General features: G+C 77.5%; 4 protein-coding genes. 2 read left to right on the forward strand and 2 right to left on the reverse strand.

Going from position 1 to position 25,394, the window contains the following annotated elements; translation table 11 throughout:
- Positions 1-4: 4 nt before the first annotated feature.
- Both ACFQRF_RS04335 and ACFQRF_RS04340 read right to left on the reverse strand, forming a co-directional pair.
- A complete protein-coding gene (locus ACFQRF_RS04335; protein WP_379869052.1) occupies positions 5-5,695 on the reverse strand; it encodes a type I polyketide synthase in 5,691 nt (1,896 codons plus the stop codon).
- On the reverse strand, positions 5,692-23,079 hold the full coding sequence (locus ACFQRF_RS04340; RefSeq protein WP_379869053.1) for a type I polyketide synthase: 17,388 nt from the start codon (positions 23,077-23,079) through the stop codon (positions 5,692-5,694). Before ACFQRF_RS04340 ends, ACFQRF_RS04335 begins: the two co-directional genes overlap by 4 nt.
- Positions 23,080-23,521: 442 nt before the next feature.
- Here ACFQRF_RS04340 and dpgA point away from each other — a divergent pair, with 442 nt between their 5' ends.
- Together dpgA and dpgB are read left to right on the forward strand one after the other, a co-directional pair.
- On the forward strand, positions 23,522-24,631 hold the full coding sequence (gene dpgA, locus ACFQRF_RS04345) for a 3,5-dihydroxyphenylacetyl-CoA synthase DpgA (RefSeq protein ID WP_379869054.1): 1,110 nt from the start codon (positions 23,522-23,524) through the stop codon (positions 24,629-24,631).
- A 44-nt stretch (positions 24,632-24,675) separates the two neighbouring features.
- The gene (gene dpgB / locus ACFQRF_RS04350; protein WP_379869055.1) at positions 24,676-25,374 is read left to right on the forward strand and encodes an enoyl-CoA-hydratase DpgB; all 699 of its coding nucleotides are present in this window, start codon (positions 24,676-24,678) and stop codon (positions 25,372-25,374) included.
- Positions 25,375-25,394 lie beyond the last annotated feature (20 nt).

The following is a 25,394-nucleotide window of genomic DNA, read 5'->3' on the forward strand; positions in this document are numbered from 1 at the left end:
GCTCTCAGCTCCCTGATGAGGTCGGGTGAAGGGGGTGGTCCGCCGCGTCGGGGGCGCCGATGCCGTGGTCGACCAGGGCGAACAGCTCCTCGTCGCTCGCGGCGTCCAGGTCGGCGCCCGCGCCTTCCGCGCCCTCGTCCGCCGTGCAGCCGCGCAGCAGGTCGCGCAGGCGGGCGGCCACCCGCTCGCGGGCCGCGTCGTCGGCCGCGACCGCGGGGAGCAGCGCCGCCAGGCGGTTCAGGCCGGCGAGCACCGCGGCGTCGGGCGTCGCGGGCGCGGGGGCGAGTTCGGCCGCCAGGTGCGCGGCGAGGGCCGCGGGGGTGGGGAAGTCGAAGACGAGCGTGGCGCGCAGCCGGGTGCCGGTGGCGCGGGCGAGCCGGTTCCGCAGCTCGACGGCGGTGAGGGAGTCGAACCCGAGTTCCAGGAAGGCGCGGCCGGGTTCGACCGCGTCGGCGCCGTCGTGCCCGAGCACGGCCGCCGCGGTGCCGCGGACGAGGTCGAGGAGGACCCGGTCGCGTTCGGCCTCGGACAGGCCGGCGAGCCGGTCGGCCATCGGGGCGCCCGTGCCCTCGGCGTGCGGCGCGCGGTGCGGCGGCGGGCCGATGAGGTCACGGAACACCGTGGGCAGCGTGTCGGCCTGCCTCCGCAGCGCCGCGAGGTCGAGCCGGGCCGGCACCAGCACGGGCTCGGCCATGCGGTGCGCGGCGTCGAAGAGCGCGAGGCCGTCCGCCACCGGGAACGCGACCGTGCCGGCCCGCGCCATGCGGGCGCGGTCGGTGGCGTCCAGGCGGCCCCCCATGCCGCGCTCCTCGTCCCACAGTCCCCACGCCAGGGACACCGCGGCGAGTCCCTGGACCCGCCGGTGCCGGGCGAGGGCGTCGAGGAAGGCGTTGGCGGCGGCGTAGTTGCCCTGTCCGGGACCGCCGAAGGTCGTGGCGGCCGACGAGAACAGCGCGAACATCGCGGGCGGGCGGTCCCGGGTCAGCTCGTGCAGGTTGACGGCGCCGTCCACTTTGGGCCGCAGTACGCGGTCCACCTGTTCGGGGGTGAGCGAGCCGATCACACCATCGTCGACCACGCCGGCGGTGTGGACCACGCCGGTGATCGGATGCTCGCTCGGGACGGCGGCGAGCAGTTCGGCCAGCGCGGCGCGGTCGGCGATGTCGCAGGAGGCGACGGTCACGCTCGCCCCGAGGCCGGACAGCTCGGCCGCGAGTTCCGCCATCCCGGGCGCGGAGGCGCCGCGCCGGCTGACGAGCAGCAGGTGCCGGACGCCGTGCGCGGCGACCAGGTGGCGGGCCAGCGAGCCGCCGAGTCCGCCGCTGGCACCGGTGACCAGCACGGTCCCCTCGGGGTCCGGTGCGGGACCGGGCGGCGGAGTGCCGGCCGGTTCGGGCGGCACCGCGCGGACGAGACGGGGGACGGTCACCGTTCCGGCGCGCACGGCCAGTTGCGGTTCGCGGGCGGCCAGGGCCGCGGCGAGAGCCGGCACGGAGTCCGGGTGGCCATCGATGTCGGCGAGGACGAACCGGTCCGGGTGTTCGGACTGCGCCGAGCGCACCAGGCCCCAGACCGCCGCCCAGGGCAGGGTGGCCGGGTCGGCGGAGGCGGTCCGGTCGGCGTCGGCGCCGGTGTCCACCGCGCCGCGGGTGACCAGGACGAGGCGGGCGTCGGGGAATCGGTCGTCGGCCGTCCACGCGCGCAGCAGCTCCAGGACGCCGCCGATGGCGGTCCGGGCGGCGTGGCCGGAGTCGGCGACGCCGGTTCCGGCCGCGACCGGGCAGGGGACCGCCACGACCTGCGGCGGGGCGCTTCCGGCGGCGAGGTCGGCGAGGCCGGCCGCCTGCTCCACGGCGATCCCCGCGCCGCGCAGCGCGTCGCCCAGCCCGGCCGGGTCGCCGCCGAGCACCGCCCACCGGGCCGGTGCGGAACCGGGCGCGGCGGGCGGGCCGGGCGGTGCGGTCCAGGCGATCCGGAACAGCGAGTCGTGGTGCACCGGCCGTGCGGCGAGCCGTTCGGCGGCGACCGGGCGGACGGCCAGCGCCTTCACCGAGGCCACGGGGGCGCCGGCCGGGTCGGCCAGCTCGACGGCGACGGCGTCCGGGCCGGCCGGGGCCAGCCGTACCCGCACCGCCCGGACACCGGTCGCGTGGCGGGAGACGCCGGTCCAGGCGAAGGCCAGCCGGCCACGCTGTTCGCCGGCGGCTCCGTCGGCGCCGCGCAGGACCGATCCCAGCCCCATGCCGTGCAGTGCGGCGTCCAGCAGGGCCGGGTGCAGGTGGAAACCGTGCGCGCCGGGGGCACCGGGCGACGCGCTCTCGGGCAGCGCGACCTCGGCGAACACCTCGTCGCCGCGCAGCCACGCCCGCCGCAGGCCGCGGAACGCCGGACCGTAGTCGATTCCGGTGTCGGCGAACCGGGCGTACACGTCGGCGACCGGGACCTCGGTGGCCCCGGCGGGCGGCCACGCGGCCGGGGCGAAGGCGGGCTCGGGTGCGTCGGCGGTGAGGAAACCGGCGGCGTGCCGGGTCCAGGGCGCGCCGGCTGGGGCGTCGGCCGGTCGGGCGTGCACGCCGACCGGGCGGCGGCCGGTCTCGTCGGGCGGCCCGACGGCCACCCGCAGGTGGACGGCCGCGTCGCCGCCGAGCGTGAGCGGGGCCTGCAGGGTGAGTTCCTCCAGGTGCGGGCACCCGGCCTCGTCACCGGCGCGCAGCGCGAGTTCGACGAACGCGCTGCCGGGCAGCAGGACGGTGCCCGCCACGGCGTGGTCGGCCAGCCACGGGTGGCTGCCGAGCCCGATCCGGCCGGTCAGCACGACGCCGTCCTCCTCGGCGGCGGTCAGCGCCGCGCCCAGCATCGGGTGCCGGACGGCGGCGAGCCCGGCCGCGGCGACGTCGCCGGACCGGATCGCGGCGGTGTCCGGCCAGTACCGGCGGTGCTGGAAGGCGTAGGTGGGCAGCTCCACGTGCTCTCCGGCGGCGCCGGGGAGCACTGCGGCCCAGTCGAGGGCGAGCCCGGCCACGTGCGCCTCGGCCAGTGCGGTGACGAGCCGGACCCGGCCGCCGTCATCCCGGCGCAGGGTGCCCAGCACGGGCACGTCGTCGGCACCGAGGCCGCTGTGTTCGATGGTGTCCTGCACGCTGGTGGTGAGGACCGGGTGCGGGCTCACCTCCACGAAGCCGCGGTGGCCGTCGTCGAGGAGGGCGCGGACGGCGGGTTCGAATCCCACGGTGCCGCGCAGGTTGCGGTACCAGTACCCGGCGTCCATCGTGGTGGTGTCCAGCCAGCGGCCGTCCACCGTGGAGTACAGCGGGACGTCGGCGGCCCGTGGCCGGATCGGCGCGAGGACATCGAGCAGCTCGCCGCGCAGTTCCTCGACCTGCGCCGAGTGGGAGGCGTAGTCCACCGGGATGCGCCGCGCGCGGACCCCGTCGCGCTCGCACGCGGTGAGGAGGCCGTCCAGGGCGGCCGGTTCGCCGGACACCACCACCGACGACGGGCCGTTCACCGCCGCCACCGCGAGCCCGTCCCGGCCCGTGATCCGATCCCGCGCCTCCGGCTCGGCCAGTGCCACCGACACCATGCCGCCGCGTCCGGCCAGCGCCCGGATGGCCCGGCTGCGCAACGCCACCACCCGGGCAGCGTCCGCCAGGGACAGCGCGCCCGCGACGCACGCCGCCGCGATCTCGCCCTGCGAATGCCCCACGACGGCGGCCGGCTCCACTCCATAAGAGCGCCACACCTCGGCCAGCGCCACCATGACCGCCCAGGTGGCGGGCTGCACCACGTCCACCCGATCGAACCCCGGCGCGCCCTCAGCACCGCGCAGCACGTCCACCAGCCCCCAGCCGGTGAACGGCTCCAGAGCGGCGGCACACTCCGCGATCCGGTCGGCGAACACCGGCACGGCGTCCAGCAGCTCCGCACCCATCCCCACCCACTGCGCCCCCTGACCAGGGAACACGAAGACGGGGTCGCCCGGAGCGCCGGCGGTGCCGCACACCAGGTTCGGGGCGTCGGCTCCGTCGGCGAGCGCCCGCAGCCCGGCCAGCAGTTCCTCGCGGTCGCGGCCGACCACGACGGCGCGATGGGAGAGGGCGGCTCGGCTCGTGGCGAGCGCGCGCCCCAGCTCGGCGGGACCGGGGACCGCTTCCCGCACGGCGGCCGCTCCGGGTGGGCGCCGTTCCACGTGGCCGAGCAGCCGGGCCGCCTGCGCCCGCAGCGCCGCCGCGCCGCGTCCCGACACCGGCCAGGCGACCGGCCGTGCCGGGGTCGCGGAGGGCGCGGACGTGGCCTTCGGCGGGGCGGGCGGCTGCTCCAGGATCACGTGCGCGTTGGTGCCGCTCACCCCGAAGGAGGAGACACCGGCCCGGCGCGGCCGGCCGGTCTCGGGCCAGGCGGTGGGTTCGGCGAGCAGTTCCACGGCGCCCGCCGACCAGTCCACGTGCGGTGACGGCGCGTCCACGTGCAGCGTGCGCGGCAGCTCGCCGTGCCGCATGGCCTGCACCATCTTGATCACCCCGGCCACGCCCGCCGCCGCCTGGCTGTGCCCGATGTTGGACTTCACCGACCCCAGGTACAGCGGACGCCCGGCCGGACGGTCCCGCCCGTAGGTGGCGAGCAGGGCCTGCGCCTCGATCGGGTCGCCGAGCGTGGTCCCCGTCCCGTGCGCCTCCACGGCGTCCACCTCGGCCGGGGTCAGACCGGCGGACCGCAGCGCCTCGCGGATCACCCGCTGCTGGGCGGGCCCGCTGGGCGCGGTCAATCCGCTGCTCGCACCGTCCTGGTTCACCGCGGAGCCGCGCAGCACCGCCAGCACCCGGTGCCCGTTGCGCTCGGCGTCGGACAGCCGCTCCACCAGCAGCAGCCCGACGCCCTCGCCCCACGCGGTGCCGTCGGCCGCGGCGGCGAACGGCTTGCACCGGCCGTCGGGCGCCAGGCCCCGCTGCCGGCTGAACCCGACGAACCCGGCCGGGGTCGCCATCACGGACACCCCGCCGGCCAGTGCCATAGTGCATTCGCCGCGCCGCAGCGCCTGCGCCGCCAGGTGCAGCGCCACCAGGGACGACGAGCACGCGGTGTCCACCGTCAGCGCCGGCCCCTCCAGGCCGAGGACGTAGGCGATCCGCCCCGAGGCGACGCTCGCGGCGCCGCCGGTGCCGACGTGCCCTTCCAGTTCCTCCGGCGGGTCGGCGAGCAGGGCCGGGTAGTCCTGCCCGTTGGTTCCGACGAACACCCCGGTCCGGGTGCCGCGGAGCGCGGCCGGGTCGACGCCGGCGTGTTCGGCCGCCTCCCAGGCGACCTCCAGCAGCAGCCGCTGCTGCGGGTCCATGGCCAGCGCCTCGCGTGGGCTGATCCCGAAGAACCCGGCGTCGAAGCCGGCGAGGTCGTACAGAAAGCCGCCCTCGCGGACGTAGCTGGTCCCCGGGTGGTCGGGGTCGGGGTGGTACAGGGCGGCGCGGTCCCAGCCGCGGTCCGCCGGCCACGCGCCGATGGCGTCGCGCCCCTCGGCCACCAGCTCCCACAGCTCCTCCGGCGAGCGGACCCCGCCGGGGAACCGGCAGGCCATGCCGACGACCGCGACCGGTTCGCGCAGGCGCTCGGCGGCCTCCCGCCCCTCGCGGCGCAGCCGGCCGATCTCCTTGAGCGCGTCCCGCAGAGCCGTGACGAGTTCCTCGGGCGGCGTGTGGCTCATGGTCTCCCCACTTCCGGAGATCGGCGGGACTCGGTGGTCGTGCGGGCGGCGCGCAGCAGACTCTCGACGTCCATGCCGTCGATGGCGTCCGCGTCGTCCTCGGGTCGGGGCGCCGCCGCGGCGGCGCCGGGCTCGGTGGCGGTGCCGTCCGGCTCGGCGGGTTCGGGGGCGAGTTCGGTCCGCAGGTGGCGGGCCAGTGCCTGCGGGGTGGGGTGGTCGAAGACGAGGGTGGGCGGCAGCCGCAGGCCGGTGGCGGCGGTCAGCCGGTTCCGCAGCTCGACGGCGGTGAGCGAGTCGAAGCCGAGGTCCAGGAAGCCCCGTCCGGGGTCGACGTCCCCGGGCGACCCGCGGCGCAGAATGCCGGCGGCGTGCGCGCGGACCGTCTCCAGCAGCACGCGGTCCCGCTGCGCCTCCGAGCGGCAGTCCGCGAGCCGGGCGCGCAGCGACGCCTCCGGTGCGGGGGCCGCCGGGGCGGCCGTGTCCGCGGTCGCGGGTGTGCCGGCGAGGCCGGCGAGCAGCGGGCTGCGGCGCGCGGCGGTGAACGCGGGCACGAACCGGGTCCAGTCGACGTCGGCGACCAGCGGGCAGCCGTCGTCGCCGTCGGTGGCGCGGCGCAGCGCCTCGACCGCGGTCTCGGGGTCCATGGCCGCCAGGCCGTTGCCGTGCATGCGGTGCGCGTCCACGCCGGACGCCATACCGTCGCCGTCCCACCAGCCCCAGGCGATGGAGGTGGCGGGCAGGCCGCGCGAGCGCCGCCACCCGGCGAGCGCGTCCAGGTAGGCGTTGCCGGCGGCGTAGTTGGCCTGCCCGGCGCTGCCGACCGCCCCCGCCATTGCGGAGAAGAGCACGAACGCCGACAGGTCGCGGTCCCGGGTGAGCTCGTGCAGGTGCCGGGCCGCCTCGGTCTTGGGGCGCAGCACCGCGGCGAGCCGCTCGGGGGTCATGCCGTCGAGGACGCCGTCGTCCAGGACTCCGGCGGTGTGCACCACGGCGGTCAGCGGCGTCTCCTCGGGGATTGCGGCGAGCACCCGGGCGGCCTCGGCGCGCTCGGCCATGTCGCAGGCCGTGACGGTGACCCGTGTCCCCAGGGCGGTGAGTTCGGCGGCCAGTTCGCCGGCTCCCGGCGCGGCGGGCCCACGGCGGCTGGTGAGGACCAGGTGCTCGGCCCCGTTGTGGGCCAGCCAGCGGGCGACGTGCGCGCCGAGGGCACCGGTGCCGCCGGTGACGAGCACCGTGCCGGTGGGCCGCCAGTCGTGGGCCGGCGCGGCGGCCGGTGCGGCGGGGACGAGGCGCCGGGTGAACAGGCCCGCGTCGCGCACGGCGAGCTGGTCGGCTCCGTCCGGGCCGGTCAGCGCGGCGGCGAGGTGCGCGCGGGCCCGCGCGTCGGGGGCCGCGGGAAGGTCGACCAGGCCGCCCCAGCGCTGCGGGTGCTCCAGGGCGGCGGCCCGTCCCAGACCCCAGACGTGCGCCTGGAGCGGGTGCTCCGGACGGTCGGCGGCGGAGACCGGCAGTGCCGTGCGGGTGGCGCACCACAGCGGCGCGTCGACGCCGGCGTCGCCCAGGGCCTGCACGAGGGCGGTGGTGAGCGCCAGGCCGAGTGGCGCCGCGGGGTGGCCGGGGTACGGCCGCTCGGCGAGCGCGAGCAGGGAGAGCACGCCGGTGACGTCCCCGGCCGGGAGGTCGGGGGTCCCGCCCGCCGTCCGGAGCAGGTCGGGGGCCAGCCGCCGGCGGTCGGCGTGGTCGGCGGTCAGGTCGATCCGGCGCACCCGGGCCCCGCGCTCGGCCAGCGTCCGCTCGGCCGCCGCGACCCAGGGGTCGCCGGCCTGCTCGGCGGGGACGGCGAGCAGCCAGGTGCCGGTGGGCGTGGCGTCGGCGGGGGCGGTGAGCGGCCGCCACACGAAGCGGTGCCGCCAGGAGTCGGCGGTGGCGCGCCGCCGGGCGCCGCGGCGCCGGCCGGCGAGGGCGGACAGCGCCGGCAGCACGGCGGACAGCTCCCGGTGGTCGCCGTCGGCCAGGCCGAGGGCGGCGGCGAGGGCGGCGGGGTCGGCGTCCTCGGCGGCGTCCCAGAACCGCGCCTCGGCGGGGTCCGCCCGCACGGTGGCGCCGCGCGCGGGGGGTTCGGCCGGGGTGGGCGCGTCCAGCCAGTAGCGGCGGCGCTGGAAGGCGTAGGTGGGCAGCGTCACCGGGCGCGGGCGGTGGCCGGTGAAGAAGGCGGCCCAGTCGGGGGCGGCACCGTGCACGAAGAGGGCGGCGAGGGCCGCGGCGAGCGCCGCGGGCTCGGGGAGGTCCTTGCGGGCGACGGGGACGCACACGGCGGTGGTGTCGCCGAGGCCGTCCTGTGCCATCGAGGTGAGCGCCCCACCGGGGCCGACCTCCAGCAGGGTGGTGCAGCCGAGGTCGCGCAGCCGGGTGAGGCCGTCGGCGAACCAGACGGGACAGCGGACGTGCCGGACCCAGTAGTCGGCGGTGGTGATCTCGGCGGGATCGGCGATTTCGCCGGTGAGGTCGGAGACCACCGGGATGCGCGGCTCGGCGTAGCCGACCCGTTCGGCCACGGCGCGGAACTCCGCCAGCATCGGCTCCATCAGCGGCGAATGGAACGCGTGACTCACCCGCAGCCGCCGGGTCCGCACGCCCCGCTCGGCGAGCACACCGGCGATCCGCTCCACCGCGGCGGCCGTCCCGGACAGCACGGTGGCCTGCGGACCGTTGACCGCGGCGATCCCCGCCTCGGTGGCCAGGCCGGTGAGCAGCGGACGGACCTCCGCCTCGGGGGCGCGTACCGAGAGCATCACGCCGCCGGGCAGTGCCTGCATCAGCCGGGCGCGCGCGGCGACCAGGGTGCAGGCGTCATCGAGGGAGAGCACGCCGGCCGCGTGCGCGGCGGCCAGCTCCCCGATCGAGTGGCCCAGCAGCACGTCGGGGCGCACGCCGAGGTGGTCGAGGAGCCGGAACGCCGCCGTTTCGAAGGCGAACAGCGCGGTCTGGGTGTAGACGGTGCGGTCCAGCAGGCCGGCCGCGGGGGAACCGGGTTCGGCGGCGAGCACCTCGCGGAGCGGGACGTCGACGTATCCGGCCAGTTCGGCGTCCAGGCGGGCGGCCACGTCGTCGAACACCCCGGCGAACACCGGGTGGGCGGAGCGCAGTCCGGCGCCCATGCGCGGGCGCTGCGCGCCCTGCCCGGAGAACAGGAACGCGGTGCGGCCGGCGGTCTCGGCGGTGCCGCGGTGGACGTCCACCGCGGGCTCGCCGTGCACGAGGGCGCGCAGCCCCGCGGTGAACGCGTCGTGGTCGGTGGCGACCACGGCGGCGCGGTGCGGGAACGCCGCGCGGGTGGTGGCGAGCGCCGCGCCGACGTCGACGGGGCGCGCGTCCGGGTGCTCGGCGAGGTGGTCGAGCAGGCGGGCGGCCTGGCCGCGCAGCGCCGCCTCGCTCTTGGCGGTGAGCAGCCACGGGACGGCGGGCGCGGCACTGGACCCCCCTGCGGGCCGGCCGTGGTCCGCGCCGTCGGCGGGCGGGTCCGGCGGCCGCTCCAGGACGACGTGCGCGTTGGTGCCGCTGATACCGAAGGAGGAGACCCCCGCCCGGCGCGCCCGCCCGGTCTCGGGCCACGGCATCGCCTCGGTGAGCGGGGCGACCGTCCCCGCCGACCAGTCGATGTCCGGGGACGGGTCGTCGGCGTACAGGGTGCGCGGCAGTTCGCCGTGCCCCAGCGCCAGCACCGTCTTGATGACGCCCGCGACCCCGGCGGCGCCGAGGGTGTGGCCGATGTTTGACTTGACGGAGCCGATGCGCAGCGGCCGGCCGGCGGGCCGGTCCTGCCCGTAGGTGGCCATGAGCGCGTGCGCCTCGATGGGGTCGCCGAGCCGGGTGCCGGTGCCGTGCGCCTCCACGGCGTCCACCTCGGCCGGGGCGAGCCGGGCCGCGGCCAGCGCCTGGCGGATCACCCGTTCCTGCGCGCCACGGTTCGGCGCGGTGAGACCGTTGCTGGCGCCGTCCTGGTTGACCGCCGACCCGCGCACCACCGCGAGCACCGGGTGGCCGTTGGCGAGGGCGTCGGAGAGCCGCTCCACGACGAGCATGCCGGCGCCCTCGGACATCCCGAACCCGTCCGCCCGCGCCGAGAACGCCTTGCAGCGGCCGTCGGGCGCGAGGCCGCGCTGCCGGCTGATCGCCACGAACGTGGCCGGTGTGGCGGTCACCGTGACGCCGCCGGCCAGCGCCAGGGAGCACTCGCCCTGGCGCAGCGCCTGGCAGGCCAGGTGCAGCGCCACCAGGGACGACGAGCACGCGGTGTCCACCGTGACCGCCGGCCCCTCCAGGCCGAACGCGTAGGAGACCCGGCCGGACAGCACCGCGGCCCCGGAGCCGGTGACGAGGTAGCCCTGGTCGGCCTCGGGCACGGCGCCGGCCAGGGTGGCGTAGTCCTGCCCGCTGGAACCGGCGAAGACGCCGACCCGGCCGCCGCGCAGCCCGGACGGGTCGATCCCGGCCCGCTCCAGCGCCTCCCAGGAGACCTCCAGCAGCAGCCGCTGCTGCGGGTCCATGACCGCGGCCTCGCGGGGGTTGATGCCGAAGAAGTCGGCGTCGAACTCGGCCGCGTCGTGCAGGAAGCCGCCGGAGCGGGTGTAGCTGGTGCCGGGGTGGTCGGGGTCGGGGTGGTAGAGGGCGTCGAGGTCCCAGCCGCGGTCGGCCGGGAAGTCCGAGATCGCGTCGCCGCCCGCCGCGAGCAGCCGCCACAGGTCCTCGGGCGAGCGCACCCCGCCGGGGAACCGGCAGCCCATCCCGACGATGGCGATCGGCTCTCCCGCATCGCCGGGCCGGGCGGCCGGCGGCTCCGGGGCGGCGTCCGGGCCCGGCGCGCCCGACAGTTCGGCCAGCAGATGGTCGGCGAGCGCCGCCGGGGTCGGGTGGTCGAACACCAGGGTGGTGGGCAGGCGCAGCCCGGTGGCGGACCGCAGCCGGTTGCGCACGTCCACGGCGGTGAGGGAGTCGAAGCCGAGCTCGCGGAAGGCGCGGTCGGCGTCCAGCGCGTCCGGGGCCGGGTGGCCGAGGGCGGCGGCCGCGGTCGCGCGGACGAGCTCCAGCACCTCCCGGCGGCGTTCGGCCGCCGGAAGGGCGGCCAGCCGTTCGGCCGCCGGCTTCCCGCCGCCGGCCTGCCCGGCGGCGCGGGCCGCCCGGCGGCGGGCGGGGCGGAGCAGACCGCGGAGCACCGGCGGCACCGGCCGGCCGGCGGCCTGGAGGGCGGCGACGTCGAGACGGACGGGGAGCAGCACCGCGTCGGTGCCGCCGAGCGCCGCGTCGAACAGCGCCAGCGCCTCGTCCGTGGCGAGCGGCAGCGTGCCGCCGCGGGCGATCCGGGCGAGGTCGGCCGCGCCGAGAGCCCCGGTGAGTTCGCTGCGTTCCGCCCACAGGCCCCATGCCAGCGCGACCGCGGGGACGCCCTCGGCGCGGAGCCGCCCGGCGTAGGCGTCGAGGAAGGCGTTGGCGGCGGCGTAGTTGCCCTGGCCGGCGCTGCCGATCGTGCCGGCCGCCGAGGAGAACAGCACGAACGCCGCGAGGTCCCGGTCGCGGGTGAGTTCGCGCAGGTGACGGGCGCCGTCGGCCTTGGGGCGCAGCACCCGCTCGACCCGCTCGGGGGTGAGGTCGGTGGTCAGGCCGTCGTCGGTCGCCCCCGCGGCGTGCACCACCGCCGTCAGCGGACGCGCGGCGGGGATGGCGTCGAGGACGGCGCGCAGCCGCTCGCGGTCCGCGACGTCGCACGCGGCGATGGTGACCGCGGCGCCCAGCCCGGCCAGGTCCGCGCGCAGCCGCGCCGCACCGGGCGCGGTGTCGCCGCGCCGGCTGATCAGCAGCAGGTGGCGGACGCCGTGCGCGGCGGCCAGGTGACGGGCGACCAGGCCGCCGAGCGTGCCGGGGCCGCCGGTCACCAGCACGGTGCCGTCCGGGTCGAGCCGCCGGGGCGCCGTCGGCGCGGGTGCCGCCCGCGTCAGACGGGGGACCTTGACGGATCCGTCGCGCACGGCGAACTGCGGTTCGCCGGTGGCCACCGCGGCGAGGAGCGCCCGGGCCGACGTCGCGGAGCCGTCGACGTCGGCGAGCACGAACCGGCCGGGGTGCTCGGCCTGCGCGGAGCGGACCAGTCCCCAGACGGCGGCCTGCGCCGGATCGGCGGGCGCGTCGCCCGGGGTGGCGACGGCCCCCCGGGACACCAGGACCAGGCGGACGCCGTCGAGCCGTTCCTCGACCGGCCAGCGGCGCAGCAGGTCGAGTGCGCGGAGCACGGCGACGCGGGCCCCGGCGGCCGGGTCGACCGCCCGGCCCGACGGGCAGCCGACGATGACGGTCTCCGGCAGGGGGGCGCCCGAGGTGCCGCCGCGGAGCAGGTCGTCGATGTCGGTGAACGCGCCGGTCCGCCCCTCAGGCGCCCCGGCACCGGCCGGTGCGGCGAGCGGCCCGTCCTCGGCCGCGGCGTCCGCCCCGAGCAGCGCCCATGGGCGCACGGGCGCGGCGGGGGCCACGGTGTCGGTGTCGACGTCGACCCAGTCGAGCCGGAACAGCGCGTCGCGCCGCGCCGGCGTCGCGGACGGCCGCGGCCGCAGCGTGACCGCCTCCGCGCTGAGCACCGGCGCGCCGGCCGGGTCGGCCGCGGTCACCACCAGGGTCTCCGCGCCGACGCGGGCGAGCCGGACCCGGAGTTCCGCCGCGGCGCTGGCGTGCAGCCGCACCCGGCTCCACTCCGCGGCGAACATCGCGGAGTCCGGCACGGCACCGGCCAGGCCGTCCGCGCGCAGGGCGGCGTCCAACAGGGCCGGGTGCAGCCCGAATCGGTCGGCCTCGGCCGCGGTGTCCTCGGGCAGCACGACCTCGGCGTACACCGCGTCGCCGTGCCGCCAGGCCGCCCGCAGTCCCACGGCGGACGCCTCAGCCGGGACGGCGACCGGTTCCGCGCCCACGGGCGGCCACGCGGCGCGGTCGGCCGGCGGCGCCACCGGCTCGGGTGACGCGATCGCGAGGTCACCGGTCGCGTTGCGGGTCCACGGCGCGTCCGGAGCGGCGTCCTCGGGCCGGGTGTGCAGGGTGAAGGGGCGGCGTCCCCCGGGTCCGGGGGCGTCGACGGTGAGGCGCAGGTGCAGCGCGCCGCTCTCGGGAAGGCGGAGCGGGGTGTCGACGGTGAGGCGCTCGACCAGGTCGCATCCGGCCTCGTCGGCGGCGCGGAAGGCCAGGTCGAGGACGGCCGCCGCCGGTGGCTCCGCTGACTCGGCCGGCCAGGGCAGGGTGGATTCGGTGAGGCGGCCGGTGAGCAGGATGCCGCCGGAGCCGGGGAGAGCGACCGCGGCGCCGAGCAGGGGGTGGCCGGCCGAGGTCAGGCCGGCCCAGGTGATGTCGCCCGAGGGGCGGGACGCGCGGTCCAGCCAGTAGCGGCGGCGCTGGAAGGGGTAGGTGGGCAGATCGAGGCGCCGCCCCGGGCGGCCGGCGAACACCGTGGTCCAGTCGAGACCGATACCGGCCACGTGCGCCGTGGCCAGCGCGGCGGCCAGCCGGGCGGGGCCGCCGTCGTCCCGGCGGAGCGTGCCGACGACGGCCGCGGGGGCGGTCGTCTCGGCGATCTCCTGGACGGCGGTGGTGAGGACCGGGTGCGGGCTCACCTCCACGAAGTGCCGGTACCCCTCGTCGATGAGGGCGCGGACGGCGGGTTCGAATCCCACGGTGCCGCGCAGGTTGCGGTACCAGTACCCGGCGTCCATCGTCGCGGTGTCCAGCCAGCCGCCTTCGGCGGTGGAGTACACCGGGATCCGGGCGGTACCCGGCCGGATCGGGGCGAGCACGTCCAGCAGTTCGGCGCGCAGTTCCTCGACCTGCGGCGAGTGGGAGGCGTAGTCCACCGGGATGCGCCGCGCGCGGACCCCGTCGCGCTCGCACTCGGTGAGGAGGCCGTCCAGGGCGGCCTCCTCACCGGAGACCACCACCGACGAGGGGCCGTTCACCGCCGCCACCGCGAGCCCGTCCCGGCCCGCGATCCGGCTCCGGACGTCGGCTTCGGCCGCCGCGACGGAGACCATCCCACCGCGTCCGGCCAGCGCCCGGATGGCCCGGCTGCGCAGCGCCACCACCCGGGCGGCATCGTCCAAGGAGAGCGCGCCCGCGACGCACGCCGCCGCGATCTCGCCCTGCGAGTGCCCGACGACGGCGGCGGGTTCCACTCCGTACGAGCGCCACACCTCGGCCAGCGCCACCATGACCGCCCAGGTGGCGGGCTGTACCACGTCCACCCGCTCGAATCCGGGCGCGCATTCGGCACTCCGCAGCACGTCCACGAGCCCCCAGCCGGTGAACGGCTCCAGAGCGGCGGCACACTCCGCGATCCGCTCCGCGAACACCGGCACGGCGTCCAGCAGCTCCGCGCCCATCCCCACCCACTGCGCCCCCTGACCAGGGAACACGAACACCGGCCCACGGTCCGCCGCGAGCGCGGAACCGCGCAGGATCCCGGGATTCTCGGCCCCCGCCGCGAGCGCCTCCAGGCCGGCCAGCAGTTCGTTCCGTCCGGTGCCGACGACGGCCGCGCGGTGCCCGAACGCCGTGCGCGTGGTGGCCAGGGCGTACCCGACGTCGGCCGGGTCGGCTTCGGGCTCGCTCCGCACGTGGTCGAGCAGCCGGGCCGCCTGCGCCCGCAGCGCCGCCTCGTCCCCGCCGGACAGCACCCACGGCACCGGCGCCGCCGGGTCCGTGGCGGCGGGCTCGGCGACGGGTGCGTTCACCGGCGGCTGTTCCAGGATGGCGTGCGCGTTGGTGCCGCTGATGCCGAAGGATGACACCCCGACCCGGCGCGGCCGGCCGGTCTCAGGCCACGGCCGGTGCTCGGTGAGCAATTCCACTGCGCCCGCCGACCAGTCGACGTGCGGGGTGGGCGCGTCGACGTGCAGCGTGCGCGGCAGCTGCCCGTGCCGCATGGCCTGGACCATCTTGATCACCCCGGCCATGCCCGCCGCGGCCTGGGTGTGCCCGATGTTGGACTTCACCGACCCCAGGTACAGCGGACGCCCGGCCGGACGGTCCTGGCCGTAGGCGGCGATCAGCGCCTCCGCCTCGATCGGGTCGCCCAGCTCCGTGCCGGTGCCGTGCGCCTCCACCGCGTCGACCTCGGCCGGGGAGAGCCCGGCTGCGTCCAGCGCACGGCGGATCACGCGCTCCTGGGCGCCGCCGTTCGGCGCGGTGAGACCGTTGCTCGCACCGTCCTGGTTCACCGCGGTCGAGCGGACGACGGCGAGCACGGCGTGGCCGTTGCGCTCGGCGTCGGACAGCCGCTCCACCACCAGCATGCCGACGCCCTCGGACAGGCCCGTGCCGTCGGCGCCGGCCGCGAACGCCCGGCACCGCCCGTCGGCGGACAGCGCCCGCTGCCGGCTGAACGCGACGAGCCCTTCCGGGGTGGACATGACCGAGACGCCGCCGACCAGGGCCAGCGTGCACTCGTCCTGGCGCAGCGCCTGCACGGCCTGGTGCAGCGCGACGAGGGAGGCCGAGCAGGCGGTGTCCACGGTCACCGCGGGGCCTTCGAGGCCCAGGGTGTAGGCGATCCGGCCCGAGGCGACGCTGGCGGCGCTGCCGGTGGCCAGGTAGCCCTCCAAATCCTGGGGGTCGGCCGAAAGCAGGGCTCCGTAGTCCTGGCCGTGGGTGCCGGCGAACACCCCGGTCCGGGTGCCGCGCAGGGTGGCGGGGTCGATGCCGGCGCGTTCGACGGCCTCCCAGGCTGCCTCCAGCAGCAGCCGCTGCTGCGGGTCCATCGCGGTCGCCTCGCGGGGGCCGATCCCGAAGAACCCGGCGTCGAATCCGGCGACGTCGCGGAGGAACCCGCCCGACCGGGTATAGCTGTGTCCCCGCTTGCCGGGGTCGGGATCGTACAGACCGTCGAGGTCCCAGCCACGGTCGGTGGGCAGCCCGCCGACGACGTCGGTGCCGTCCGCGACCACGCGCCACAGGTCCTCTGGAGACTCCACCCCGCCGGGGAACCGGCAGCTCATGCCGACGATCACGATCGGGTCGTCGTCGGCGCCGACGGCCCGGGCGGCCGGCGCGGGGGCGAGCGTCGGCCCGAGGAGTTGGGCGGCCAGGTGCTCGGTCATGGCGGCGGGGGTGGGGTGGTTGAAGGTGACCGTGGGCGAGAGCCGCAGTCCGGTGGCCGTGTTCAGCCGGTTCCGCAGCTCGACCGCGGTGAGGGAGTCGAATCCGAGTTCCTTGAAGGAACCGCCGGGGGTCACCGCGTCCGGCGTGGCGTGCCCCAGCACGGCGGCCGCGTGGCCGCGCACGAGGTCGAGCAGTTCGTGCCGGCGGTCGGCCTCCGGGAGCGCGGCGAGCCGGGCGGGGAGGGAGCCGTCGTCCGTGGTGGCCGGGTTCGCGGCGGCGCGGCGCGCCGGGGCCGGCGCCAGGTCGCGCAGCAGCGCGGACGGGGGTTCGGCCGCGCCGGTCCGCAGGGCGGCGGTGTCCAGCCGCACCGGCACCAGCACGGGGTGGCCGGCCGTCCCGGCGGCGTCGAAGAGCGCGAGGCCCTCCCGTTCGGACAGTGCGAGCGTTCCGCCGCGCGCCATGCGCCGCAGGTCGGCGTGGCCGAGCCGGCCGCCCATCCCGGCCCGCTCGGCCCACAGGCCCCAGGCGAGCGAGACCGCGGGCAGCCCGGCGTGCCGCCGGTGGTGGGCGAGCGCGTCGAGGAAGGCGTTGGCGGCGGCGTAGTTGCCCTGGCCGGGGCTGCCGAAGGTCGTGGCCGCGGAGGAGTAGAGGACGAACGCGGCGAGGTCGTGCTCGCGGGTGAGCTCGTGCAGGTGCAGGGCGGCGTCCAGCTTGGGGCGCAGCACGCGGTCGATCCGGTCGGGGGTCAGCGATTCCAGGACGCCGTCGGCCACGACGCCGGCGGTGTGCACCACGGCGGTCAGCGGGTGGGCGGCCGGCACACCGGCCAGCAGTTCGCGCAGCGCGTCCCGGTCGGCGACATCGCAGGCGGCGACGGTGGCGGCGGCCCCCAGCTCGGCGAGTTCGGCGGAGAGGCGGGCCGCGCCGTCGGCGGCCGGGCCACGGCGGCCGGCCAGCAGCAGGTGCCGGGCGCCGCGCGCGGCGAGGTGGCGGGCGACGAGCGCTCCCAGCCCACCGGTGCCGCCGGTGACCAGCACGGTGCCCTCGGGGTCGAACGGTGGTGCCGCGGCGGCGGGATCCTGCGGTGCCGCCCGGATGAGCCGCGGCACGAGGACGCGGCCGGCGCGCAGTGCCAGCTGCGGTTCGCCGGTCGCCACGGCGGCGGCCAGCAGCCGGGCCGACGCGGGGTGGTCGTCGACGTCCAGCAGCGTGCACCGGCCGGGGTGTTCGGACTGCGCCGAGCGCAGCAGCCCCCACACGGGCGCGGTGGCGAGGTCGGGCGGACCGTCGGGGTCGGTGGCGCCGAGCGCGGCGCCACGGGTGGCGACGATCAGGCGGGAGGCGGCCAGCCGGTCGTCGGCCAGCCAGTCGCGCAGCCGGTCCAGCTGCTCGCCGAGGAGGGCGCGCACCCGCGCGGGCAGGTCGGCCATGGGCAGGCCGGGCTCCGGCGCGAGGGACACCAGGACCACATCGGGCGCCGGCGCGCCCCGGTCGAGGCCGGCGCGCAGGGCCGCAAGGTCGGTGTGGCGGTCCGGGCGCGCGCCGCCGGGCGCCGTGGCGGCGAGATTCAGCGGGTCGCCGCCGCACACGGCCCAGCGTCCGGTGGCCGACGGGACGCCCGTGGTGGGCAGGTCGCGCCAGGCGACGCGGTACAGCGACTCGGGCGCCGCCGCGGGCTCGGCGGCCGGCCGGCCGGTGCCGACCGGGCGAACGGCGAGCGCGGCCACCGACGCGACCGGGGCGCCCGCCGTGTCGGCCACCGTCACGGCGACGGCGTCCGGGCCGGCCGGGGCCAGCCGTACCCGCACCGCCCGGACACCGGTCGCGTGCAGCGCGACCCCGCTCCAGGCGAAGGCGAGCCGACGGCGCGCCGGGTCCTCCCGCGGCTCGTCGCCGGGGTCGAGGGCGCCCAGGTCCATGCCGTGCAGGCAGGCGTCCAGCAGGGCCGGGTGCAGGGCGAAGGCGGTGCCGGAATCGGGCGGAGCGCCGTTCCCGGTGTCCGTCGCGTCGTCCGGCAGCGCGACCTCGGCGAACACCTCGGCGCCGCGGCGCCATGCCCGCCGCAGGCCGCGGAAGGCCGGACCGTAGTCGGCGCCGGAGGCGGCGAGCCGGTCGTAGTAGCCGTCCAGGTCGGCGGGGTCGGCACCGGCGGGCGGCCATTCGGTCAGGCCGGGCGGGGCGGCGGCGCCGCGGAACAGCGTTCCGGTGGCGTGCCGGGTCCAGGACGCATCGGCGGGGGCGTCGGCCGGGCGGGCGTGCACGGTGAGGGGGCGGCGGCCGGTGCCGTCGGGGGCGCCGACCGCGACCTGGAGGTCGAGGGCGCCGTGCTCGGGCAGTGGCAGGGGCGTTTCGAGGGTGAGTTCCTCGACCAGGTCGCAGCCGGTCTCGTCGCCGGCGCGGATCGCCATCTCGACGAAGGCGCTGCCGGGCAGCAGGACGGCGCCCATGACGGTGTGGTCGGCCAGCCACGGGTGGCTGCCGAGCCCGATCCGGCCGGTGAGCAGCACACCGCCGGAGTCGGCGACCGGGGCGGCGGCGCCGAGCAGTGGATGGCCGGCGGCCCGCAGGCCGGCGGCGGCGACGTCCGCGGCGGGCCCGGCGGAGCGCGTCAGCCAGTAGCGGCGGCGCTGGAAGGGGTAGGTGGGCAGGTCCACGTGCCGGCCGGGGCGGCCGGCGAACACGGCGTCCCAGTCGAGGGCGAGCCCGGCGGCGTGCGCCTCGGCCAGCGCGGTGACGAGCCGGACCGGGCCGCCGTCGTTGCGGCGCAGGGTGCCGAGCACGGACACGTCCACGGCTGCATCGGGCGCGGCGCCGGTGTGCTGACCGGCCGCCTCGGCCGTCTCCTGCACGCTGGCGGTGAGCACGGGGTGCGGGCTGACCTCGACGAAGTGCCGGTGCCCCTCGTCGATGAGGGCCCGGATGGCGGGTTCGAAGCCGACGGTGCCGCGCAGGTTGCGGTACCAGTACCCGGCGTCCATCGTGGTGGTGTCCAGCCGGCTGCCTTCGACGGTGGAGTAGAGGGGCACCTCGGCGGCCCGTGGCCGGATCGGCGCGAGGACGTCCAGCAGCTCGGCGCGCAGTTCCTCGACCTGCGGCGAGTGGGAGGCGTAGTCCACCGGGATGCGCCGCGCCCGGACGCCGTCTCGCTCGCACTCGGTGAGGAGGCCGTCCAGGGCGGCCGGTTCGCCGGAGACCACCACCGACGACGGGCCGTTCACCGCGGCGAGGGAGAGCCGGCCGGACCGGCCGGCGATACGGGCGCGGGCGTCCGGCTCGGACAGGGCGACGGAGACCATGCCGCCGCGTCCGGCGAGCGCCCGGATGGCCCGGCTGCGCAAGGCCACCACACGTGCGGCGTCCGCGAGGGACAGCGCGCCCGCGACGCACGCCGCCGCGATCTCCCCCTGCGAATGCCCCACGACGGCCGCGGGCTCCACTCCGTACGAGCGCCACATCTCCGCCAGCGCCACCATGACCGCCCAGGTGGCGGGCTGCACCACGTCCACCCGGTCGAACCCGGGCGCGCCTTCGGCACCCCGCAGCACGTCCACCAGACCCCAGCCGGTGAACGGCCGCAGCGCATCGGCGCACTCCGCGATCCGGTCGGCGAACACCGGCGAGCACTCCAGCAGCTCCGCGCCCATCCCCACCCACTGTGCCCCCTGACCGGGGAACACGAAGACGCTCCCGCCGTCGCCGGTGCCCGCTGTCGCGCGCACGAGGCCGGGGGCGGCGGTGCCGTCGGCCAGTGCACGCAGCCCGGCCGCCAGCGCGTCCCGCCCGGCGCCGATGACGGCCGCGCGATGTGCCATGGCGGTGCGCGTGGTGGCCAGCGCGTGCCCGACGTCGGCCGGGTCCGGCTCGGGACGCTGCTCCAGGTGCGCCAGCAGCGCCGCCGCCCGCGCGCGGAGCGCGGACTCGTCCCGGGCGGACAGCGGCCACAGCACGGGGCGGCCGGCCGAAGCGGCCGGTGCGGGGGCGGGCGGTTCGGCGGGCCGGCCGGGGCCCTGTTCCAGGATGACGTGCGCGTTGGTGCCGCTCACCCCGAACGAGGACACCGCCGCCCGGCGGGGACGGCCCGCCTCCGGCCACGGGACGGCCTCGGTCAGGAGTTCCACCGCGCCGGCCGTCCAGTCCACGTGCGGCGACGGCGCGTCCACGTGCAGGGTCTTCGGCAGCGTGCCGTGCCGCATGGCCTGCACCATCTTGATGACGCCACCGACCCCCGCGGCCGCCTGGGCGTGCCCGATGTTGGATTTGAGCGAGCCGAGCCGGAGCGGCCGGCCGGCGGGCCGGTCCCGGCCGTAGGTGGCGATCAGCGCCTGCGCCTCGATCGGGTCGCCGAGGGTGGTGCCGGTGCCGTGCGCCTCCACGGCGTCCACGTCGGCGGGCGTGAGGCCCGCGTCGTCGAGGGCTTGGCGGATGACGCGCTGCTGGGCGGGGCCGCTGGGCGCGGTGAGACCGTTGCTGGCGCCGTCCTGGTTGACCGCCGAGCCGCGGAGGACCGCGAGGACGGGGTGCCCGAGCCGTTCGGCGTCGGACAGCCGCTCCACGAGCAGCACCCCGGCCCCTTCGGACCAGCCCGTGCCGTCGGCCGCGGCGGCGAACGGCTTGCACCGGCCGTCGGGGGCCAGGCCCCGCTGGCGGCTGAACTCGACGAAGACCTCGGGGGTCGCCATGACCGCGACCCCGCCCGCGAGCGCCATGGCACACTCGCCGCGCCGCAGCGCCTGCGCCGCCAGGTGCAGCGCCACCAGCGACGACGAGCAAGCGGTGTCCACCGTCACCGCCGGCCCTTCCAGGCCCAGCGCGTAGGAGATGCGGCCGGACGCGACGCTGCCCGCACCACCGGTGCCCAGATAGCCCTCCAGTCCTTCGGGTACCCGGCCGGCGCCGGAGGCGTAGTCGTGGAACATCACGCCCGCGAACACCCCGGTGGCGGTGCCGCGCAACGCGGCCGGGTCGATGCCGGCGCGTTCGACCGCCTCCCAGGCCACCTCCAGCAGCAGCCGCTGCTGCGGGTCCATGGCCAGCGCCTCACGCGGGCTGATCCCGAAGAACCCGGCGTCGAACTCCCCCGCGCCGTCGAGGAACCCCCCGGATCGCACGTAGCTGGTACCGGGGTGGCCGGGGTCGGGGTGGAAGAGGCTCGCCAGGTCCCAGCCCCGGTCGCCGGGGAAGTCCGCGACCGCGTCGCGGCCCTCGGCGACCAGCCGCCACAGCTCCTCGGGGGAGCCGACCGCGCCGGGGTACCGGCAGGCCATGCCGACGATCGCGATCGGTTCGTCCGGCCCGCCCGGCGTTCGCACCGGCCGGCGAGCCGGGCCGGGATCCCCCAGCAGGTCCCGGCCCAGGCGGCCGGCCACCGCGGCCGGTGTGGGGTGGTCGAAGGCGAGTGTGGCGGGCAGCCGCAGGCCGGTGGCCGCCGTCAGCCGGTTGCGCAGCCGCACCGCGGTGGCGGAGTCGAATCCGAGCTCCCGGAATGAGCGAAGCGCGCCGACCGCGTCCGGGCCGGGCAGGCCGAGTACTTCGGCGACCTCGGCACGCACGAGCCGGCCGAGGTGGCGGGCCCGCGCCGCGTCCGGCAGGCCGCCGATGCGGCGGCGCAGCGCGCCCGCGACCGCCGGGTCGCCTCCGGCCGGGGGCTGCTCGGCCGGCACCGGCGCGCCGTGCTGCCGGGCGGACGCCACGAGGGTGTGCGGCCCGTCGGCCAGCGCGTGCCGGACGACCTTGCCCGATCCGGTCCGCGGGATGCGCGGCACCTGGTAGAGCGCCTCGGGGACCTTGAAGTAGGACAGCCGGTCGCGGCAGGCCGCGAAGATCTTCTCGGGGTCCAGGGTGCCGCCGTCCTCAGGGACCGCGTAGACGACGGGGACCTCGCCCAGTGTCTCGTCGGCGCGGCCGGCGGCGGCCGCGTCCGCGACTCCGGGAACCTCGCGGACCACGTCCTCGATCTCCGCCGGGTGGATGTTCTCCCCGCCGCGGATGATGAGTTCCTTGAGCCGGCCGCTGATGGCGAGGAAACCCGCCGCGTCCTGGCGGGCGAGGTCGCCGGTGCGGTACCAGCCGTCGCGCAGAGCGGCGGCGGTGTCATCGGCCCGTCCGTGGTAGCCGAGCATCAGGTTGGGGCCGGCGACCCACACCTCGCCCTCCTCCCCCGCCGCGACGTCGCGGCCGGTGTCGGGGTGGACGAGGCGGACCCGCAGCCCGGGGACCGGGATGCCGCATGACCCGTCCGGCGCGGGGGTGCCCGGCCGGGTCATGGTGATCGCGCCGCAGGTCTCGGTGCTGCCGTAGCTGTCGACCAGTGGCACGGCGAAGGCCGCCTCGAAGTCCCGGCGCAGCGACGCGGCGGTGACGGCTCCCGTGGACAGGCAGACCCGCAGCGCGGCGGTGTCCGGCCGGTCCTGCTCGCGGGTGCGCAGCAGGTGGTGGTAGAGGGCGGGGACGCCGGCCACGAGGGTGTAGGCGTCGCGGTGCAGCTCGTCCAGGACGTCGCCGGCGGCGGCCGAGGGCAGGATGTGCGCGGTGGCGCCCACCGACGTCACGCCCAGGACGCAGAGGATGTGCGCGAGGCTGTGGAAGAGCGGCAGCGGCCAGAGCACCCGGTCCGTGGCGGACAGCCCGAGGATCGGCGCGTAGCAGGAGGCCACCGACCACAGGCAGGAGCGCTGGGTGGAGAGCACGCCCTTGGGGCGGCCGGTGGTGCCGGAGGTGTAGAGCAGCCAGGCGGGGGCGTCGAGGCCGAGGTCGTCGGGCGCGGGGCGGGCCGGATCGGTGGTGGCCAGCCGTTCGAAGTCCGCCGTGCCGGCGAGGACGGCCGCGTCGTCGGCGGGGCCGCCGCCGGGGGGCCCGGCCAGCACGACGGACGGCAGGGGACCGTCGCCGACCGCGCGGCGCAGCACCTCCAGCCGGGCCGGATCGGTGATGACGAGCACCGCACCGCTGTCGGCGAGGATGTGGCCGAGTTCGGCGGCGGAGCTGTGCGGGTTGACGGGCACGCCGACACCGCCCGCGCGCGTCACCGCGAGGTAGCTCTCCACGGTCTCGACCCGGTCGCCGAGCAGGATGACGGCGCGTTCGCCGGCGCACACCCCGAGTCCGGCGAGGTGACCGCCCAGCCGGGCGGTGCGGCGCTCCAGTTCGGCGTAACCGAGGCTGCGCCACGGGTCGCGGAAGGCCGTCCGGTCTCCATGGGCGGCGGCCCGCTCCCGCAGGGTCTCCGGCAGCGGCCGGATCAGCCCGGAACGCGTCATCGTCCCACCCCTCCTCGCAATGCGCACCGCTCGCCCGCTCCGGCCGGCCGACGCGAAATCGGTGTCGCCGAAACGGTGGCCGAGGGCCGGAAAACCGGCGATTGGACAGGTCAATGATTGGGGACGGGACAGCACCGCAAAACCCCTATAAGCGACGCCGGATCCCCTACCTCCCCCCTATTCACCCCTAGGAATTGCAATTCACCCGCAATTTCCGAAAAATGCTGGAACGTCAGCCACATTTCCCCCTAGCATGCAATGGTTCCCTTGCGGGGCAGGCCCGGGGCACGACCCCAGGAGCCGTCGCGCCGCGCAATCCGCACGTCAGGCGCGATCACGAGCAAGGACTTCGCGTGAGGTTCCGATGACGCAGGCACCCAATTCCGGCTATGCAGATCCGACCGACCGAATATCCCCGACGACGCGAATGGCGCCGGACCCCGTGACGCAGCGGAATGCCGCGGCACCGGAATCGTCCCGCGCCGCCGCGGAGCGGGAGACACCCCCGAGAATCGTCGGAGCGGGAACGGCCGTTCCGGCGCTGTCGTACACGCAGGAGGAACTCCTCGACATCTACCGGATCGAGGACCCGCGCGTCCGGTCGGTCTTCCGCAACAGCGCGATCGACCGGCGGCACCTGACCCTGCCCCCGGAGGGGCCCGGCGGGGCGCGCCGCACCGAGACCCAGGGCGAGCTCCTGGCCAAGCACCGCGAGCAGGGGCTGGACATGGGGTCGCGGGCCCTGCAGGCCTGCCTGAAGGACCTGGACGCCGACCCCGGCGAGGTGCGCTACCTGTGCTGCGTGTCCTCGACCGGCTTCCTGACCCCGGGGTTCAGCGCCCTGCTGATCCGCGAACTGGGGCTGGCGCGCAACTGCGCCCGGCTGGACGTCGTCGGCATGGGGTGCAACGCCGGGCTGAACGGCCTGGCGGCGGTCACCGGGTGGGCGCGATCCCACCCGGGCGAGCTCGCCGTGATGCTGTGCGTCGAGGCGTGCTCGGCCGCCTACGTCTTCGACGGCACCATGCGCACCTCGGTCGTCAACAGCCTGTTCGGCGACGGCGCCGCCGCCGTGGCCGTGGTCAGCGGCGGCCCGCACGATAAGGGCGGCGGGCCACAGGTGCTGCGCTCGGCGAGCCGCATCATCCCCGACGCCATCGAGGCCATGCGCTACGACTGGGACGACGCCGCCGGTAAGTTCAGCTTCTTCCTCGACCGGGACATCCCCTACGTCGTGGGCGCCAACGCCGAGGCGGTCGTCGGCGAACTGCTGGCCGGCACCGGCCTGCGGCGCAGCGACATCGCGCACTGGCTGGTGCACTCCGGCGGCAAGAAGGTCATCGACTCGGTGATGGTCAACCTCGGCCTGACCCGGCACGACCTGCGGCACACCACCAGCGTGCTGCGCGACTACGGCAACCTCTCCAGCGGCTCGTTCCTGTTCTCCTTCCAGCGGCTGCGTGAGGAGGGGACCGTGTCCCCCGGCGACCACGGGATCTTCATGACCATGGGCCCGGGATCCACCATCGAGACCGCGCTGCTGCGCTGGTGACCGGCCGAGACAGGAAAGCGGAGGACGCGAGGACGATGCCATCGATGGACACGATGCCCGGCGTGGCCGGGCGGGTGGGCGTGCGGATCGGCGCCGACCGGCCGCTGAGCGCGTCGCTGGTCGCGGAGGTCGAGGACTGCTGCGCCCGAGCGGAGGACTCCGGCGGCCCCGTGGTGCTGTACGCCGCGGGCACGCCGGCCGGCGCCGACGTCCCGGAGTGGCCCGGGGATGTGGAGATCCACCTGGTGGGCAAGTGGGAGCGCGCGCTGCGCCGGGTGGAACGGCTCGGCGCCGCGACGGTCGCGGTGGCGGACGGGTTCTGCACCGGCCCGGCGCTGGAGGCGCTGCTGGTCGCCGACCACCGCGTCGCGACGCCGGAGGCCACGTTCGGCCTGCCGCTCGGCGCGGGCGGCGCGTGGCCGGGCATGGTGGTGCACCGCCTGGCCGGCCGCCTGGGCGGCCGGGCCCGCGGGCTCGTGCTGTTCGGCGACCGGCTGGGCGCGGCCGAGGCGCACGCGGCCGGCCTCGTGGACGAGGTCGCCGACGACGTCGCGGAGCGGGTGGCGGCCGTGACGCGGTCACTGGAGGGGGTGGCGGGCCCGGAGCTGGCCATCCGCCGGCGGCTGCTGCTCGACGCGGCGACGACCGGTTTCGAGGAGGCGCTCGGCGCCCACCTCGCCTCCTGCGACCGGGAGCTGCGCCGCGAGCGCGCACGGGCCGGCCTGCCCGCGACGGCGCCGTGACGGCCGAAGGCGCCCGCGCC

Origin of the sequence: Marinactinospora rubrisoli (assembly GCF_042664915.1) — a bacterium.
GTDB lineage: Bacteria > Actinomycetota > Actinomycetes > Streptosporangiales > Streptosporangiaceae > Marinitenerispora > Marinitenerispora rubrisoli.